This is a genomic window from Hymenobacter terrestris (genome assembly GCF_013377905.1).
Taxonomy (GTDB): domain Bacteria; phylum Bacteroidota; class Bacteroidia; order Cytophagales; family Hymenobacteraceae; genus Hymenobacter; species Hymenobacter terrestris.
In genome coordinates this window covers 1-18,318 of record NZ_JABKAV010000069.1, presented here as the reverse complement: position 1 = coordinate 18,318, position 18,318 = coordinate 1, and the positions used below count along the sequence as shown (strand labels likewise).

General features: G+C 61.8%; 15 protein-coding genes. 10 read left to right on the top strand and 5 right to left on the bottom strand.

All coding sequences use genetic code 11. The features are described 5' to 3' along the window. The 5 genes from HW556_RS15785 to HW556_RS15765 all read left to right on the top strand — a co-directional run. Window positions 1-306, top strand: a 306-nt coding sequence (locus HW556_RS15785) for a recombinase family protein (RefSeq protein WP_176901082.1), incomplete at its 5' end; no start/stop codon positions are given. A gap of 823 nt (window positions 307-1,129) precedes the next feature. Next, on the top strand, window positions 1,130-2,650 hold the full coding sequence (locus HW556_RS15780) for a T9SS type A sorting domain-containing protein (protein ID WP_176901081.1): 1,521 nt from the start codon (window positions 1,130-1,132) through the stop codon (window positions 2,648-2,650). A 647-nt stretch (window positions 2,651-3,297) separates the two neighbouring features. After that, entirely contained in the window at window positions 3,298-3,561 is a 264-nt protein-coding gene (locus tag HW556_RS15775; RefSeq protein ID WP_176901080.1) for a hypothetical protein, read from the top strand. A gap of 50 nt (window positions 3,562-3,611) precedes the next feature. After that, window positions 3,612-3,890: a hypothetical protein gene (locus tag HW556_RS15770; protein WP_176901079.1), complete on the top strand. Its 279-nt coding sequence runs from the start codon at window positions 3,612-3,614 to the stop codon at window positions 3,888-3,890. A gap of 255 nt (window positions 3,891-4,145) precedes the next feature. Then, on the top strand, window positions 4,146-6,608 hold the full coding sequence (locus tag HW556_RS15765) for a M1 family metallopeptidase (protein WP_176901078.1): 2,463 nt from the start codon (window positions 4,146-4,148) through the stop codon (window positions 6,606-6,608). Between the two features lie 75 nt (window positions 6,609-6,683). On the opposite strand, the gene HW556_RS15760 is transcribed toward HW556_RS15765, so the two are convergent. Continuing rightward, window positions 6,684-7,223, bottom strand: coding sequence for a hypothetical protein (locus tag HW556_RS15760; RefSeq protein WP_176901077.1), 540 nt, complete (start codon window positions 7,221-7,223; stop codon window positions 6,684-6,686). 153 nt (window positions 7,224-7,376) lie between these two features. Between HW556_RS15760 and HW556_RS15755 the strand changes: the two genes are divergently transcribed. The 5 genes from HW556_RS15755 (at window position 7,377) to HW556_RS15735 (ending at window position 10,365) form a co-directional block, all read left to right on the top strand. Beyond that, window positions 7,377-7,724, top strand: coding sequence for a hypothetical protein (locus HW556_RS15755; protein ID WP_176901076.1), 348 nt, complete (start codon window positions 7,377-7,379; stop codon window positions 7,722-7,724). 146 nt (window positions 7,725-7,870) lie between these two features. After that, window positions 7,871-8,344 carry a hypothetical protein gene (locus HW556_RS15750; RefSeq protein WP_176901075.1) on the top strand — a complete coding sequence of 158 codons (474 nt, stop codon included), beginning with the start codon at window positions 7,871-7,873 and terminating at the stop codon, window positions 8,342-8,344. A 142-nt stretch (window positions 8,345-8,486) separates the two neighbouring features. After that, the gene (locus HW556_RS15745; RefSeq protein WP_176901074.1) at window positions 8,487-9,194 is read left to right on the top strand and encodes a hypothetical protein; all 708 of its coding nucleotides are present in this window, start codon (window positions 8,487-8,489) and stop codon (window positions 9,192-9,194) included. Between the two features lie 168 nt (window positions 9,195-9,362). Further along, the gene (locus tag HW556_RS15740) at window positions 9,363-9,608 is read left to right on the top strand and encodes a hypothetical protein (protein WP_176901073.1); all 246 of its coding nucleotides are present in this window, start codon (window positions 9,363-9,365) and stop codon (window positions 9,606-9,608) included. Window positions 9,609-9,909: 301 nt separating this feature from the next. After that, window positions 9,910-10,365, top strand: coding sequence for a hypothetical protein (locus HW556_RS15735; protein ID WP_088466087.1), 456 nt, complete (start codon window positions 9,910-9,912; stop codon window positions 10,363-10,365). A 71-nt stretch (window positions 10,366-10,436) separates the two neighbouring features. Here the strand turns inward: HW556_RS15735 and HW556_RS15730 are convergent, their stop codons facing one another. From HW556_RS15730 to HW556_RS18550, 4 genes are all read right to left on the bottom strand, one after another. Then, the gene (locus HW556_RS15730) at window positions 10,437-10,769 is read right to left on the bottom strand and encodes a hypothetical protein (protein ID WP_176901072.1); all 333 of its coding nucleotides are present in this window, start codon (window positions 10,767-10,769) and stop codon (window positions 10,437-10,439) included. Between the two features lie 590 nt (window positions 10,770-11,359). Continuing rightward, window positions 11,360-14,464, bottom strand: coding sequence for an IPT/TIG domain-containing protein (locus HW556_RS15725; protein WP_176901071.1), 3,105 nt, complete (start codon window positions 14,462-14,464; stop codon window positions 11,360-11,362). Window positions 14,465-14,602: 138 nt separating this feature from the next. Continuing rightward, the gene (locus HW556_RS15720; protein ID WP_176901070.1) at window positions 14,603-17,299 is read right to left on the bottom strand and encodes a hypothetical protein; all 2,697 of its coding nucleotides are present in this window, start codon (window positions 17,297-17,299) and stop codon (window positions 14,603-14,605) included. A 679-nt stretch (window positions 17,300-17,978) separates the two neighbouring features. Continuing rightward, the coding region (locus HW556_RS18550; protein ID WP_218136946.1) for a hypothetical protein at window positions 17,979-18,318 on the bottom strand (340 nt) is incomplete at its 5' end.

Genomic DNA, 18,318 nt, shown 5'->3' with positions numbered 1-18,318 from the left:
CTGGACCTGGGCATCGACACGGCCACTCCCGCCGGGCGGCTGGTGCTGGGCATCTTCGCCGCGCTGGCCGAATACGACCGCGAGAGCATCCGCGAGCGGGCGACGGCCGGCATTGCCCTGGCCAAAGCGCAGGGCAAGCACCTGGGCCGTCGCCCAGGCGTGGATGCGGGCAAGCTGGCCAAGGTGAAGGCTTGTCTGGCCGCCGGCATGTCGGTGCATCAGACGGTGGCCACCACGGGCGTGAGCGAGTCCAGCGTCAAGCGCTACCGCCGCCAGACGGAGTTGGGTAATCCAGAAATGGAATGAGGCAAGGCAATTCCGCTTGCTGGGTTTCGCACTCAATACGGACCCATTCTGTCCAGTCCCACTAGACCTCCTTGGGGCAGGTGTTCTGCTAGCTGATTTGGAATTTTCGGTTAATGTGCTGTGGCTTCCCAGACTGTAGGTGTCCATTCCCCTTGGGTTAATTGCCCCGTAAAGGCTACTTCTTACCCGATTTCTGCCATAGGCCTGCACCACCGCTCGCAGGCGTGGCTGATTGCCCCGGATGCCCGGCGGTCTGCCTGCCCATCACCGTCTTCGCCGGCTATGCAGCGTTGTGGCCGAAAGCAACCCGATGAGTAGCAGCTCGGCTACCTCTACAGGCCAGTTCCGTATTCAGGACGCGTGTGGGTTTAGAGAATGTTCGAGTGGATGAAACCACACCTGAAAAGTCCTGTATTTAGGACGTATAAATTTAATATACAGGGTGTTGCATCTGGATTAAGCTGGTTTTCAGAGTCTACTGCACTCATTTACTGGGTTGCTAAGCAGGCTCATTGTGGATAGATTTAAGTCAAGAATCGCCGCGGTAGTCGGCCACCCAGGCTGGGTGCCTCGCTTTCATCCTTTCCTTTCTCCTATGGCCTCCTGTTACGTCCGCCTTTGCAAACAATGGCTGACTCTGTCAGCTGTCCTCTTATGGGGGCTCTGCCGTAGTGAGGCGACCCAGGCCCAGGCCCCCGCCTGGCAGCTGGCAGTGGCCCTGGGCGGAGAGACATCCCCGCTAGTGCGGGCGACGGCCGTCGATAGTGCCGGGGATGTATATGTTGTGGGCTCCTTTTACGGGACGATCAAGTTGGGGAGCCTAGTGCTGACCAGTGCAGGCCGCGAAGATGGGTTTGTGGCCAAGTGGAGCCATGCCCAGCACCGCTTCATGTGGGCGCACGGCATGGGGGGCACGGAAGGCGATATCGCCACCGCCGTGGCGGTAACCCACCACGGCGTGTACGTCGCAGGCGCTTTTGTTAGTCCGAAAGCCAGTTTCGGTACCAGCGTTGTGCCCAGCAACGGTTTGACCGGCAATAGTCAACCCTTCGTCGCCAAGCTGCTCGATACGGGTAACACCAGTCAGTTTGGGTGGGCGCAGGCCATCGGGGTAGGGCAAGCCGGCATCGCCGCCATCGCCGTGCACGAAACGACTATTTACCTGGCCGGGTCCTACTTTGGTCCGTTGCGCTTGGCAAACACGACGCTGCCGAATGCCAGCGCCGCCGGTTTGAGCACCACCGACCTGTTTGTGACCAAGCTAGTGGATGAGGGCCTTCAGGCAGCTATTGTGTGGGCGCAGCGCGCGGGGGGATGGAATGATGACGATGCTTCTTCCCTCGTGGTGAGTGGGCCAAATGTCTATGTGGCGGGCAGTTTTCGCAGCCCCACGGCAACCTTCGGTCCGACAACTGTCGTGAATGTCGGTGCTTCCCGAGGCACCACCGACGTGTTTGTCGCCAAGCTGCTGGATGCGGGCCCGACCAGTAGCTTCACTTGGGTGCAACAAGCGGGCGGCACGTACGACGATTATGCCAGCGCGCTGGCCTTGAGTGGGACCAGCGTGTACGTAGCGGGCTCTATGGGCAGTAAAGCGCTGTTCGGCGCGATCAGCTTACCGAACGCTGGCACCGTGGACCTGTTTGTGGCCAAGCTCACGGATGATGGCCTGAGCGGCCGTTTTGTCTGGGCCCAGCAGGCCGGGGGCTGGGGCTACGACCAGGCGCGGGCCTTGGCCGTGCAGGGAACGAGCGTGTACGTGGTCGGCGATTTCTACAGTGAGGAAGCTAATTTTGGGGGCCTCACGCTGCGCAACCGCGCCAATTCGGACGTGTTCGTCGCTAAACTCAGCGATGGAGGCAGCACCAGCCGGTTCGAATGGGCCCAGCAAGCGGGCAGTGAGACCGAAGGCAGAGGCTCCTATGCGTTTGCGGCCGCCGTGAGTGGCGCGCAGGTGTACGTGGGGGGCTACATGGCCTCCCCCGGCCGCTTTGGCCAGTTGAGCGTAGGAGACCCGCGTGGTGGGATAGTGGCCTTTCTGGCCGCCATAACCGATTCGGCGGCGCTGACCACGCTCCCTGCTAGCTGGGCAGCGGAGCTGAGTCTTTATCCTAATCCCGCCTCCGGGAGCGTGCAGGTGCGGGTGCCGCCCGTAGCCGGGGCGACGCAGGTAGCTTTTTCGCTGCTGGATGCCGTCGGGCGGCTTGTGCGTACCCACTCCCGCGAACTGCCCGCCATGGGCCTCACTGAGCAACTGCCCTTGGCGGGACTGTCCCCCGGGGTATACCTGCTCCGCGTTCAGGCGGGGCAGCAGACAGGTGTGCGCCGCCTCATCCTGGAATAGCCCCCCGCGACGCCGATAACCTGACGGGGAGGCCTGAACGCCGGGCAGGTGGAAGCGAGGGCAAGGGCTTTTTGTCCTTGGTAAACTCCGCTAGTTATTGCTTTACCTGAGAACCCCTTCCCGGACTAACCTCGCAATGGTGATGCTGGCAATAGTTGGTCGCCACGGCCGTCCTGGTGGCTTTTTAGAGGGCACGATGTTGCTTCTGCGTAGTAACGCAGTCCGTTTTTCACATGGGAGCACAGGGAGTATACTAAATTTCCAGGCCATCTATGCCGATGACCAAACAGGAGCGATTGACGGGCTGCATCCTGGCCGGAGCCATGGGAGATGCTGGCCGGTCAGGTGGCCGACACGCTGCTCGGCCAGCAGAATCTTCCGCCTGAATTGCTGCGCAGGCTTACTGGCGTCAATGGCCATGTTTGGTTGAGCTAGGTTCTGTAGCTTGCCCAACAGCAATTAGGGTAGTGATTGGCCGGCCCCTGGTGTTTTGGTTCTCTCACCATCGAACACACTCAGTGGGTGAAAGGAGGGGTATACCCTTTATTGAACCACCGTTCAACAAACGTGACAACCGCCTCCGCCGTACGCCGCCCACCTACTAGTGGCTACTCAGTACTCCCATTCCCCCTTGCTTATCTTCCGCCATGAAGCAGCGCCCGCCACGACCGATACTGGAGGAATTGAGCGAGGCCATGCACGGCGAGTTCACCGTCGATGCCGAAACCGACCGCCAGCACCGCTTGGCCTCGGCCCGCTTGAGCGTACAGTTGGGGCTGTTCACGGCCGCCGGGGCGGTCGAAGCCTACGGCTTTACTCTTGACCAAATCAGGGATTCTTCTGGTAATGGATTGGCAGAGGGGAAAATCGATGGGGCAACAATTGGCAGTGGGGAGGAAAAGTTTGGGTAGGGCTTGAAAGTAGCCCCTTGGTGGGTGTTAACAAACAAACAGGGCGTGCTATGCGGCAAAAAATCTACCTCGAACTCGTCGTTCTCAAACCGGAAAATGCGGTGCAGCTTACCGAGGCTGAACAGCAAGCCATTCCGTGCCATTTTCTGCTGGCGCAGGAAGCCGAAAAACGGCTGCTGGTCATCGAGTACACGCCGGGGTCTGAACGCGCGACGAGGGAGCGAATTATTGCCGTGCACCTGCGCGCCTACTCCCGCCGCTACCAAATCATCAGCTACGAGGTCTTTGATGATTTCGTACCGTCCCTTCCGGCCCATTTGATGGAATAGGCTATCTCAGCGTTGGATTAGGTACGATAACGGGCCCTTGTCGGGGCCTATTCTGTGACTGCTTAAATACGGCCGTATTTCAAGGGCCGCCTTATACTGCAGGTTGTGCCGCGGTAGCGGGGCAGAACCTGCAGTATAAGGCGGCCGCGCCCCGGCCTTCACGCAATGGCTGGACCATTAACGCCCGGTGGGCTTATTGGTCACCATTACCCGGCATGAGCGCGAAACCACCCGTTCGTGTACCTTGCCGGCCATATGCACAAGCTCCTATTCTTTATCTGCTGGTTGCTGCTGGTGAGTCCGGCCTTGGCCCAGCCCACAGCAGCCCCTTCCCAGCGTCCTGCCGCCCGCCAGATAAATAAGCTCGTCCACACCAAGCTGACCATCCGCTTCGACTACGTCAAGCGCTACGCCTACGGCCAGGCCGAGCTGACCCTGAAGCCACACGGCCTAGGTACCGATTCGTTGCGGCTTGATGCCAAAGGCATGGACATCAAAGCCGTGACGCTGCGACAGGGTTCCGGCAGCACGCCGCTGCGGTATGACTATAACCAGAAGCAGCTACTCGTTCATCTGCCCCGGGTGGTTCCCGCTGGCGAGGCCTACACCGTTGCCATCGATTACACGGCCAAGCCCAACGAGCTGGACGCTAAGGGCAGCGAGGCCATCGGGGAAGCAAAGGGCCTGTATTTCATCAACCCCGACAGCGCCGTGGCGGGTAAGCCCGTGCAGATCTGGACCCAGGGCGAGACGGAATCGAACTCGGCCTGGTTTCCCACCATCGACCGGCCCAACCAGAAAACCACTACCGCCATTAGCCTGACCGTGCCCGCCAAGTACGTCACGCTCAGCAATGGCCGAATGGTGAGCAGCACGCCCGCCGGCCCCGGCCTGCGCACCGACACCTGGCAGCTCGACGAGCCCTGCGCGCCCTACCTGGTCATGCTGGCCGTGGGCGACTTCCGCATTACCCGCGACACCTGGCGCGGCAAGGAAGTCAGCTACTACCTCGAACCCCGGTACGCTGCTCAGGCCCGCGCCATTTTCGGCCAGACGCCCGCCATGCTGGAGTTTTTCTCTCGGCGCCTGGGCGTGGACTTTCCGTGGCCCAACTACCGCCAAGTGGTGGTGCGCGACTACACGGCTGGAGCCATGGAAAACGCGACGGCCTCGCTCTTTGGCGAGCAGGCGCAGGGTACGCCCCGCGAGTTGCTCGACTGGGAATACGCCGGCACGGAGCGCGAAATCGCCCACGAGCTGTTCCACCACTGGTTCGGCGACTACGTGACGGCTGAAAGCTGGAGCAACCTGACCGTGAACGAGTCGTTCGCCAACTTCAGCGAGGTGCTCTGGGCCGAGCACGCCCACGGCCCCGATGCCGGCGCCGAGCAGGCCGAGCGCAGCCGCCGCACTTACCTGCGCAACCCCGGCAACTTCAGCAAGCACTTGGTGCGCTTCGAGTATGCCAACCACGAAGACCTGTTCGACAACGTGAGCTACCAGAAGGGCGGCAGCATCCTGAATATGCTGCGCATCGAGTTGGGCGAGGACGTATTTTTCAAGGGCCTGCAGGGCTACCTTACCCAAAATGCCTACGGCACCGGTGAGGCCCACCAGCTGCGGCTGGCGCTGGAAGAAGCCTCGGGCCGCGATTTGAACTGGTTTTTCAACCAGTGGTACTACCGCGCCGGCCACCCCGTAGTCACTATTGACTACCAGTGGGATGCTGCCCGCCAGCGCCAGGCCGTGGTGGTGCGCCAGCGCCAAGCCGGCGCGCCCTTCGTGCTGCCGCTGCAGGTGGATGTGTACTCCGGCGGCCGCGCCCGGCGCTACGCCGCCACCCTGCGCCACGCCGTCGATACGCTCTATTTCCCTGCCCTCACCCGCCCCGATTTAGTGAACGTGGACGCCGAAAACGTACTGCTCTGGCAAAAGCAGGACCACAAAACCCTGGCCGAATTCGCCTACCAGTACCGCCACGCCCCCGGCTACCTCGACCGCCGCGAAGCCCTGGCCGCCGCCAAAGCGGCCCCGTCCAACCCGCTGGCCCAGCAGCTGCTGGTAACTGGCCTGACCGATAAATCACCTGCCCTGCGCCAGCTGGCCGTAGAGTCGCTCGACCTTAAAAATACTGCCTTGCGCAAAGCGGCTGAGCCCGGGCTGGCCCGGCTGGCCGCCACCGATTCGGCGACGCCGGTGCGGGCGGCGGCGCTCATTGCCCTGGGTGGATTGAAGCAGAAACGCTACACGGCCCTGTTCACCAAAGCACTGGCCAGTCAGTCGTACCGGGAGCAGGGCGCGGCGCTGCAGGGTTTGGCACCGCTGGCGCCCGCCCAGGCGCTGGCCCGCGCCACGGCCTTCGAAGCCGACAACCAGGGCGCCCTGACGGTGGCGCTGGTAAACGTGTATGGCCAGGCGGGCGGCTTGGCCCAATGGCCCTTGATGCTAGCCAAATACGATGCCGCCGACCCCAACGGCCGCTTTGCCATGCTGGAGGGCTTCATGGCCATCCTCGGCCGCCTCGACGACGCCCCGGCCTTGGAGCAAGGTATCACCCGCTTGCGCGACCTGACCGTTAAATACAAGCCTTACGTCGATTCGGAGCGCATTATCGGGCTGCTTAAGCAGGTGCAGCAGCGCCAAGCTGCTCGGCCCCAAGCGGCCCGGGCGGCGGCACTGGTGGCGCAGGCCGTAGTGGCAATTGAGGCCGTGAAGTAGGCCCGTTTCACTAAACGAAGCGCGTTTATCTTGCCACCGTTTAAGTAGACGGAGAAACCTTAGCTGTTACCTGACCTAAGGAGTCTCTCGGCGAAAACAAATGCCTTCTAAGTTCAAGGTGTCAGACCGGAAAGTGACCTCGTAAGCCGCATCGTAGTGACAGTCCAGCACGGCAGCGTTCCAAGGGCCGCTTTGGTCCACGGCGTACAGCGCGGTGTGGGGCAATAGGGGCCCGGGCAAGGTCAGGGCGGCGTCGAAGAAGCAGGTCCACCCCCGCAGGTGCAGCGGCGTCCGCGTGGTGGGGTTAAGCGAAAACTGGAGCCCTTGCCATGGCAGGCCAGCGTTTTCCTCGGCCGAGACGACTTCGACTACCACCAGTTCCGTTCCGTCGGCGGAGCGGAACAAGGCAAAGTTGCCGGTCTCGGTGTTGAAGAAGCGGTGGTGCGCGTCCCACTCAAACAGGGGCGCTTGGCCCATCGCTTCGACCACCTCCCAGTACCGGGTCTGTTCTTGCTCGGTGCCCACCCAAGCCTGCGCGCTGGCCAGGGAGCAGACGCACAGCGGGGCACCTGCCGTTTCGCCGTAGCCGACAAACTCACATACTTGGGTCGTCATTCTGGTCTCGCTTTCAGCATGTCATGCAGTTGGGCCCTAAGTACGCTATTATGCTCGTTCAAGCCACGACCGTTTTGGCAAAATGTAACAGAGACGGCCTGGCCTGTATTAGCAGAGTAGCTTTGCCAGCATAAGCCCCTTGCACCTGCTATTATGTCTCCTAAATTTAAAGTTTGCTGCCCTGGCGGGTACCAGGTTGAGGACGTTTTCAACCACAACCTTGACCTCAACATCGTCCTCGACACGGAAGAGGTCTTTTTCGCGACTGTGTTCACGATTCGCAATGTGCAGGCCCTATTGACCCGCTCGCCCGAACCCTACTTCTGGAGCGTTGACATGTTCATTGTCGACAACCTGCGCGTATCGACCATCCTGGATGCTGTGGCCAGCATCGTGCAGCAGGGCATGGCCGATACCATCTTTGGCCGAATCGGCACAACAGCCACCGTATACGAAGGGAGTGGGCACAGCTTTGCCAACCTACCCGGGTATTTGCAGTAAAAAACGCTGCTTCAGCTGAACACGGCGCGTTTAGGCCACCACCGTTTGAGTTAAACACCAAATTGCTGCCGTGAATACGTGTAGTTTTATTATCCCGCTGTGCGACGGATTCGATGCACCACGTACCTCACCAAACGGCTAACAGGATGAATTGGGAACACCTACAAAAAACCGTCTACCGCCGCGACGGGGCCTTGCATGACATCTACGTCCGCGAGGTGAGCCGGGCCGACTGGGCCGCGTGGATGGCCTTGGTCAACCGGGACTACCCGGTGCGCTGGGTCGTGGAAGGGTACAACGAGGAAACACCTGCCAGCCGCATTGATGCCGACTTTATCGCCCGCTGGTGGGACGAGGGGGAACGAACGTCCGCTCAAGCAACGGTCTTTCTGGAGCAGATTCAGGTGAAGTGCTACTTTTTCGCAGACACCGAGTTGGAGAATGACATTTGCCCGGCCGAAATACAGTCCTTGGAAGATCATGAGCGGCTCATGCAGTACTTAGTGGCCGTCTCGCTGGCGCTGGGCAAGGAGGTAATCCTAACGGAGGAAGCCGTGGAAGACCCGCAGGTCTTTGTGCGCGTGAACGGCAGAACCATTCACTATGAGGAGCTGCCGTAGCTACCAGCACACGGAGCTGTCGCTATGATGGTTGAAGCCTCCTTATTCTATTCGGACCCTTTATTTGAACAGGTAGCAAGGACGTTAATACCGCAAGGTTGAAATAGTGCTAGATTGTGTCCAAACGAGACCTTGGTTCCCTATGAAGTACTCCATCCCCGAGCAACTCATTCGCCACGCTTTTTTCTTTTCAGTGTGGTGTTTGGAGCAGTGCCACGACATGGCGCGCTACCATCGCCAGGTGGCCACGTTGAGCCAACTGCCCGAAGGCACGGTTGGCCGCGAATTGGCGGCGTGCTTGCTGGCCCGGGACTTGACGTTGGTGCCCGGCTTTGAAAGCCATGACTTAAAGCACGTGGTGCTGGCGTATGAGTTGGAGCCGGTAGGCGAAATTCGGATGCAAGCCTTTATGCTGGGTAACGGCAACTGGACCTTGCCCAGCTTCCTGATTTTTTTGTTTGGGCTGCTGCTCTTGCCCCAGCACTGGCGCTTGTTTAGGCAAGATTATCATGCTGGACAACGCTGTGTGCCGCTTGCTACCCTGACCATTGAGGCGTGTCAGCACCAATCACTCCAGCAGCTTCGAAGCTGTCTGTTCAGTCGGTACCAAGAAGTGAAACTCATCCACCAGCCCAACCTGCACCTCCGCTTGAGTTGGCTGGGCAGCTACGGAGTAATGGCCGTGGGCATCGCGGCGATGCTGTTTTGTTACCCCTTTCTGTGGTCCGCCGAACTAGCGGACTTAGTAGGGGCCGGTTTTCCGTTTATCGCCGGGGCTATTTTGGTCGTCGGGGGCTTACTCAACCTGACCTTGCAGGCCCACCTTCGCACCAAAGAAACGAGTGCCTAATCAGGTTATACTCTCCTTTTGCCGGACCCACCGTTTTCCTGCACACAAGTTCTGCTAGGCCAACCAGCCAGGTGGATAAGGCCACCCGCACCCGGGTGCGGGCCTATTTTTCTTCTATATATTAGCCCACCGGAAGGACTCCCCTTTCTGCTTTTGCTGCCCCGCCTTATGCCCCTGTTCCAGTTCTATGCTCATCTGTTGTTCCGGACGGCCGCGCTGCTCGCGGCGGGGCTCGCCCTGGCCTGCCTGGCGGTCATCAGCGTGCTGGGTGGGGCCCTGCCGGGCGTGGAACTGAACGAGCAGGTGGCCCGCGCGGCCACGGCGTTGCACCGCGACGCTTGCCGGCTGCGGGCTTCGGCCCGGGCCCGCCAAGCCCCGGCGCCCACCGTTTCCGGGTCCGGCGACGCCGGGTAAGCCCCAGGGATTGCCTCCCTCGAAAAGCCGCTGCACCTGCCGGGCCGTGGCGGCTTTTTGGCGGGTATTTATTTTCATAAACTCCCCAAAATGAGGTACTAGGGTCCGTTTATGACCAGCAAAGAGCTTGTTGCCCTCCCCGTAGAGGCCAGCGCGAAGGTAGCCTTAGCGCGACCAGTCGGCTGACAAAATCCTCCTTTCATCGAACGGAGAGCGTTTAGCTTAGGACCATTTTACTGAACGCAAGAAAGCGATACCTTTCGCGCCGGTGCTTCCTGCAGCAGAAAGCTAGCCCGTTCCTATGACCAGTAAAGAAGCCTACTTTCAGGACTTGGAGTCCATCGTAACCGACCAAGTGTACTTGGCCGCCTCGCGGGACGAGTTGGAGAACGAGATTGCCGAGAACATGTGGACCATCGGCGTGAGCGAGGAATTGGCTGGGGCGATTGCGCCCGCAGAGGTACAGGCGTTTTTGCAACGCGTCAAGTGTAACCGCCGCACCCAACTCGCCCAGCGTGGGCAGCCGGGCGGGCTGCGCTACTACCTCTGGCACGACCCGCAGGCGGGGCAGCTGCGCTTTAACTTCATCAGCGTGCTGCATGAAGCTTTGCCGTTCAGGGCCCCCGTCAACGCGTGTGCCGACGAGGCCGCGATAATCCGTGCCTGGCTGCAAGACAGCGGCGGCGTGGGCGCACCGCTACTCGATTCGGCAGACTACAGGGTGCAGGTATATGAAGAAGTACTCCTGAACTATTAGAACCCTCCTTCAGCTGAATTGCCGCGTTCAAGGCATGACCCTTTCGCTGAACTGTAGCAGTTAATGGGCTTCTACTTCATTTTGCTGTTGTTTCGGTAGCGTTGGGCATGAACGTCACATTTCATTCGCTCGGCAACCTGTGCGAGCAAGCCCCAAAAAGTAGCGGGTGGGCGAGTGCCAGTAGCTAGCTCTTCAAGTACCTCCATCGCCAACTCCCACTCGTTTTGCGCCAGATAAAGGTGAAAATCCTGGAACGTAGCGCGGGAGACATCGGGGAGCGCCACTGCGTCTGCCGGCAGACAGTCGGCTGCTTGGCGAAGGAGCCGCTTGGTTTCAATTCCCGGATTATACAAAGCGTGGAATTGCTGCAATAGGGGGGCTAGATAAGCAGAGAAGTAGCTCATGGTTCTAGCCAAAGTAAGGCTCGTTAAACTGAATTCCCGCGTTTAGCTTCGGACCGGTTCCCTAGACATTACTCGGCTACTGGTAGCCGCCGTCTGGACAAGTAGGAATGATAACGGCGCCACTTCGGCCCTCAGTGAGCCACAACTCCGCTTGCGGTTGAATCACGCCGTAGATATGCGGGTAATGGAGTTTAAGCCCCAGAAGCCGTGAACTCGCGGCCGCTACCAACTCACCGCCAGTCGAGGCAGCGGCTTCTTGCGTCAGCAATTCGTCGGCAACGGAATAGTGCCCAGCTTGGCGGAGGGTCAAGGTGATAGCTTCCACTGAGAACGGTGCGGGCATATCGAGTGAAAGGTACAGGCAACTATGAAATCTTCCTTCAACTGAACGGAGAGCATCAAAAAGCGTGGGGCAATCGGGCGAAGCGGTTACTTGCATGACTTCCGCAGGGATTGGCCGAAAGTCGCGATGCTCCTGCCGATCACTGCTTGCCCCCACTGCCCCACACTTTTTGATGCTCTTCATCCTTGTGTAGAACGTCGCGTCCCGGAAGCAAAACAAGCTGCCGTAGCCGACCGAGCCGCTTGTGTCACTGTGGCCCCGTCGCTGTCCTACGGTGGTGAGCGCGCGTAATTCGTAAGCGGTGCGGCAGCTGCATGTGGCCCGTGGGGGTCATTACGTCGACGGGCACGTTTCCCACCCGCGCACCGGCCGGCACCTGCACTCGCAGCTGCTGGTCGGATACCACCTCCACGCGTGCGGCGCTATTGCCTATCCACACCTGAGATACACTGGCCAGCCCAGTGCCCTGTACCACTACCCACGCGCCCGCGGCCGCCTGGCGGGGTTGCGCATTTCGCAGCACGGGTAGTTCGCCTGGACGGCCCAGATGGAGCTGCGCCACGTAGCCGCTGGGGTATTCGCCGCGCGAAAGCCCCGGCGCCGCGCCGTATACCGCCAGCGAATCGGGGGCCGGCGTGGTGGAAGATAAAGTGCCCCCCAGGTATAGCCGGCCAGCCGGGTCCGCCGCCAACGCGGCCGGACCATAGTAGTTGGCCCTGGTTACGTCGCGCGTTGCCAGCCACTGCCCATTAGATGCCAGTTGGGCCACAAACACCCGCTTCGCCCCCGGAGCGCGCAGCCGCATAGCCGCCGGTTGTCCGGCCCCGGCGAGGCTATCCTCAAAAAAACCGGCTAGGTGCAGCCGGCCGGTGGCATCGGCGGCCAGCGCCATATCGGTCGGGTAACCCGTGCCTACCTCCCGGGCCCAGCGCCAGGTGCCCGCCGTGTCCAGCCAGGCCACGAAGCCGGTGCGCTTGTTTTCCAGGAGTATAAATTCCGTCGGCGTAGGGCGAGTGGCTAAGCGAATCGTGTCGCGCATGGCGCCGGCTGTTATGGCGCCGACAACCCCCACCCCACCGCCGCCCACGGGGGCCAGGGCGGTGATGGTCAGGCCCGGAGCGGTAGGCACAACCCATTCGCCGGTGCCGTCCAGCGCGAGCCGGGCCACAAACCCCTGCTCGACCTGCGCCCGACTGGCCCGTAACCGGGCTTCGCCGCGGCGCAGGGGAAAAACAAGGCTGTCCCGAAAAGAGCCGCTTAGGTACAGCTCCCCGGCGGGGCTGTAGGTCAGCTGCCGGGCCGTGGCGCTGCCTTGGGCCAACGTGCGCTGCCAGCGCACCTGCCCGTCGGGGCCCAGGTGCTGCAGGCGGAAGACCGAAGGTGCCAGCCTATGCACGGAGTCGGGTGCCGACCAGGCCACCCAGGCATTGCCCCCGGGGTCCACGGCCAGCCCCACGCCCACAGCCTCTTCCTCCACGGAGTACGCCGGCTGCAGGCGCCGGGCCCACCGCCAGCCCTCGCCCGGACCCAACTGCCCGATAAACCAGCTGTTCTGCTCAATCGATGCGGACGGGTCGGACCACACGTTGGACAGCGTCGTGGCTTTGCGCGTACTGTCAAGCTGGATCACGCCTTGGCCATGGTAGATGCCCAGCACGTACACCCTGCCGCTACTGTCGGCCGCCACCTGCTTGACGATCATCTGATCCGGAAACCCGCCGGCCTGCCGCCAGCGCCACGCGCCCCCGGCATCGAGCAGTCCCACGATCATATCCTGCCCGCTACGGGCCCACAACGGCCGCCCTGGTGCCGCCAGGGAGCCGCGGAACACCCCGGCCACTGCCACGTTGCCGCGCCCGTCCGTGGCGACGGCCTGCACCAGGGAGGCGCCACCGGCGTCGGCCTGCGCCAGCACCGGCCAGTGATCCGGCGTGCGCATATTTCCCGTGTGGAGCTGCATTTGCTCCTGGTCGAAACCTAAAAGGTCGGATTCCTGCCCCGTGGCGTTTCCCAGTAAGATGGAGCGGCCGGCGCCGGTCGCGAGCACCGCCGTCGCGTGCGCCAAATTGGGGTAGCGCGCATCGGGGGTAGCCGAGAGAGCCGTGGCCGCCCGCCACTGGCCCGCCGGATTCAGCCAGGCGACGAAGGATTGCCCCCTTCCGGAACCGTTCCGTAACCGCGTCGGGGTGGGGCGGGTAGCAAACGAAGCTACCCCCGCATAGGACCCGGTTAGCTGCACCCCACCGGCAGGGTCCACGTCCAGGCCGCTGCAATGGATGCCCTGCCACCCGAAGCTGCTGCCGCTGGACGTAGGGGCTGTGACCCATTGCCACTGCCCGGCTGAGGACAGGCGGCCCACAAACATGTTCCCTCCCCTAGACGGAGGGGGCAACCGCATCGGCTTGCCGCTCACGGCCGCGAACTGCAGCGCCGTCCGGTACTGCCCGGCCACCAACAGGTCGCCGCTCGGTCCCACGCGTAGCGCCTCGCAGGCAGCCTGGTCCTGGCCATCCGGTTGGGCGGTGGCTGTCCACTCCCACCGGCCGGTGCTGCTCAGGCGGGCCACAAACGGGCGCGCGGGGCCCGTCGGCGCGGCAGGCCATTCGCCGACGGCCGGCGGCTGATCTGTTGAAGGCGACACGAGCGTGCCGGCCAGAAACAAGTGCCCCCCCGGCCCCGTGGCCAGGGCCCGCACACGTGGGTGACATCCCGCAGGAGACGCGGCGGTCCACTGCCAATGGCCGGCCGGGCTGAGCTTGCCCGCCACCACTTCTTTCTGCGCCGGAAAGGGCCCGCCGTTTACGTACGCTGCGCCGGCGGCGTCACTAGCCACCCGGCTCGGCCCCGCATCGGCCAGTGAAAGCGGCTGCGTCCACTGCCAGCGCCCCGCGGTGTCAAGCCGGGCCAGATAGTGACGCCGGGGAGCAACGCGGTTAGGTATCCCAAGGAAAAGGTCAGCAGCAAATCGTACCTGCATCTGGTAGTAGCCGGTCAGGTACAGGCCGCTCGTGCCGTCGGCCACTATACTTTCCCCGCCGTTGATACAGCTGTCAGCTGGAACGAGCACCTGCGCCCACCGCCACTGGCCAGTCGGCGAAAGCCGGGCTACGAAGCCCACTTCACCCGTTGCCCCCTGCGGGGCCCGCAGCCACAGGCTGCCTAGCCGGACCGCACCGGTAAAGGATCCGGTGACGTAGAAGTGGCCAGTCGCGTCCTGAGCCATCGCTGTGCCGTGGATACTGCCGCCCAAGCCCGACGAATTCAGACTCGTAACCCATTCCGGCACGGGAGCCGCAGTGAGCTGCGCCAGTACGGACCGGCTACCCGCCAGGATGGCCAGCAACAACGTCAATAAAACCAGAGAACACCGAACCATTGTCGCCATAAGCCACAAGGTAGAGTAAGACGGCGAGGCGGACCTGCTCCTGGCTCAATGCGCTCCTGGATCGGTGCATGGATGCTATCAACCCCGTTCCATCTTCCCTTAATACTACGGCCGGTTGGTGGCCTCTTTAGCAAAGTGCAGCTGCAGCCAAAAGTAACTAATGCCGCCACCGTTAAACAGGTCGTTGGCCGGTTCTAGGCCCGTCAGTTCCACCGAACCAAAGTGGGTGGTGCCGGCCAGGGCTGGGGGAGCCGCGATCCGGAACTCGGTGGTGAGGTGCACTTGGCTTCGCGGACTCAGGCTCAGGCCGAGTAATGATTTGGGATTGGTACCAGCGCTGTGCTGCTCCCACTGCAGTGCCCCTTGCGAACGGTAGGCCCTCACCCACAACTGGCAGGGTACTGTTGCCCCATCACACGCGTAATAACGCCCGCCGACCACTGCACCGTCAGGTCCGGCGGCCAGTGCCTCCAACTGCTGGCCAGGGGACCCGCGGTGCCCCCAGCGCAACCGGGCGCCCGAATCGAAGCCGGCCAGCATCCAGTCGGGTCCTTTTGCCAGCACTTGCCGCCAAGTACTATCCGGCTCCCCCGGTAACTGCTGCCTGGATACGCCGCCCAGGTACATCGTTCCGCTGGGACCTACGGCAAACTGGAAATCCAAGTCGGGGTACAGCTCACTTTGCCGTATCCACTGCAGGCCCCCCCCGGGGTTATAGCGTACCCAGAGCAGGGCCTTCAGGGAATCAAGTGCATGCCGGTAGACCGGTTGGCTCGGGTTGCCGGTGTCAAACAGCCACGCGCCGCCAGCTTGGCGTGCATGTTGTCCACTGGCAGCCGGTAATTTTCTGATTAGCACAGCTAAGGTCAAGTCGCCGGTCCGGGGATCTGCCCCCAACCGGAGCTTTTCAAAGGTGCTAGCTGGGTTTGCCCCTCGCAACGTGCGGACCCACACAGGTCTGCCGCCGGCGTTGAACGCAACGGCGTGGGCAACGTCCGGCAAGAAGCCGGGTCGCGGGGCAGGTGGGGCGGGCAACCGAAAAGGACCAAACGCAGGAGTTTCGGCGCTCACGCCCAGCCCATATACGCCGCCGCGACCATCGGGGACGATGTGGTCCAGCCCCCACTGTTCCTGCCTGGCCTCTCCTACCCAGGACCACTGGAGCCCCCCCAGTGTATCTAACCTGAATAGCACCGTTCGGTATGCTTTGCTTTCAGCCGCGACTACTTGCCGGTTCAAGGACAGGGAACCGCGGAACGTACCCAGGACGAATAGGTTGCCGCGCGCATCAGCCACTAGCTGGTGCAGCCAAACGAAGGATGAATCAACAGGAATTTGCAGGGCCCAGCGCAGACGCTTGTCAGTGCCATACTTAACCACCGCCCAATCTTCTTCTTCCGGTGTAACGTCGCGTAGGGTATCGCCAGGGTGCACACCTGCAGCGTGTCCCCGCAGCCTCGCCAACGCGTATACGTTGCCCTGCGCATCGGTGACCACGTCGCGCACGATGCGCATTCCTTCAGGAATGGTGGAAGCAGCTAAGCTGTAAAAATCCGTTTGGCCGGCGTATCCAGCGTATTTCTCCCGCAACTCGGCTGGGCCGGGCGACTCCCGGGAATTGAGCCGGCGCGCATCCTGTAAGGCGCCGACGGAATCATACACCACGAGCACGGGCTGTCCGTAGTCGTGCTCGTTGGATAACATGACGGATCCGAACCGGGTGCTTCCGGGCGGCAAATCCTGATTGCGAGTGTGGACAGTACCAGCCGTATATACTGTAGCGCCCCCTCCGATGGCAAAACTCAGCCCGTTTTCATCGTTGCTGCCCCCCCCGTACAAGCCGCCGCGAAACCAGCCGCCGCGGCTGAAGCGGCCCACCCATACGTCGTCGTGGCCGCGCGCCAGCTCATCTTCGGTTCCAGCGCCTGCTCCGCCGGCGGGGCGGCGGGCACTGCCCAGCACGCACGGAGCACCGGCCTTGTCCAGGGCGATAGCCCGGGCGGGGTGCGGCAGCACACGTGCCAAACGCAGCCGTCCCCCAGAGCTGATGCGCAGCAAGTAGCTGCCGTGCAACCGCAACTGACGCCTTGCCCTGTGGGCCCCCGACCAAGAGGAACTATCGCCCTGCGCGGCTACATAGGCCGTGCCCCCGGGCGCCACGGCCAACCCGGCACCCGGCTGGTCCTGTTGGCTGGGCCGCGTCGTCAGCAAGAGCGTACGGGTTAATCGCCCATTTGCCGCGTAGCGGAAAAACGCATTGGTCGTGGTATGCCAAGGAATGGTCTCCGCCGAATCCCGGCGCGCAACCTTAACAGGTTCCGTCAACCACCCTCGCAGCCACGCCCGGCCCCGGCGGTCCAGCCCGGCAATGGGCACTGCGTCGCGCCACATGTGACGCCCGAGGTACCAGTTGATCGGCAACACGGGGCCAGGACGGCTCCACTTCAAGCGGCCTGCCGGGTCAAACAACGACAGCTGAACTGCACTGGTTGAGGCGTGATCGGACTGGTTCGTGCTGTCCAGATCGTGCAGCACCAGCACATGGCCCCGGGGCCCTACGGCCATAGTTAAGGCCCGCCCGCGCACCGGCCAGTGGGCTTGTAGGCAGCCAAGGGAATCGTATCGCCATATTTTCAAGCCTTGCAGCGGCGCATAGCCATCGGATTCAGAAGTAGGTCGGGAGGCAGGTGCACCCAGCACGTACACGTGCCCGCGCCCGTCGGCACCGATTTCCTCAGCGAAGCCCGGTAGCTGCCGCGCCCACCGACCGGCGGCGTACGGCGTGCGGCGCAGCAGGTACATGGACGCAGCCTCCGACTGGTTAATGCGCAGGGTATCTGGTCCCCAGGCCAAGTCGCGGTTAAGTTTACCGATGGCGTAGCAACCCGGCCGAGCTGCGTGGGCGGCTAGCATCTGCACTTCCAGCCCCTGCACTATTTCCCCCCAAATTGCTTGGGAAACAGTTGTGTCAGGCGAGGCAACTTGGCCCCAACAGGGTGCGCTGGATAACCACACCAGCAGCAGGAGAGCCGCTCGAAGGAATTGCATAAGCACGAAACAAAGGTCAGCGAATGATGCCCAAAGTGGAGGGTAGATACTTGGAATGTGGGTAACGCACCTGTGGGCTATCAATTCGCTGACAAGCTACGCCGAAAGAAACGGGCCACTACGTGTCTTGTCCTTAAATTATTGGCGCTTTCAACTGAACGCAGCGTCTACCTTGCCACCCATTCCTGAACCAGTGGCATAAGCAGGCCCGGTGTAATATTGTGCTTTTTAACCGCCGCCTTAGGCTTGCGCTTCCATGAATCTCTTAATTAAAAGCGCCGCGGGCCTGCTGTCCCTCGTGTTTGCGGTGGGCATTGCCCTGATAGTCCGAAATTTCTATCTCGGGCATCAAGAGTTGGTGGGGCCCTACGCACTGCCCATGCCGGCTGGCGCGATATGGCTGGCGCACCAAGTTGGGCTGGCACTCGTGTGTTTAGTGGCCATGGCCGGCACGTTCGTTAAACGCCGGTAGGGAGGCCATGCGCTGGCCATCGCGTTGATTGTTTCGACGCTCAACGTGCTCCACAACATTCTGTGGGTGGACACCACCCTCTTGGTTAACCGAACCCCAGAAGCGGGGTATAATGCCGGGCTGCTGGTCTTCTATGTCGGCGTTGCTTATTGGCTTGTCCACAAAAACGCGGCCGCGTATTATGGATTTTTGCTGACTGCTCAACGGCTCGGGAGCTGGACCGCCGCGAGTGTAGCGCTCTTCGTATTTGACCTCTATGCCTAAACCGAGCAGCTCTGTCCTTGACAAACGCTCGTAATTC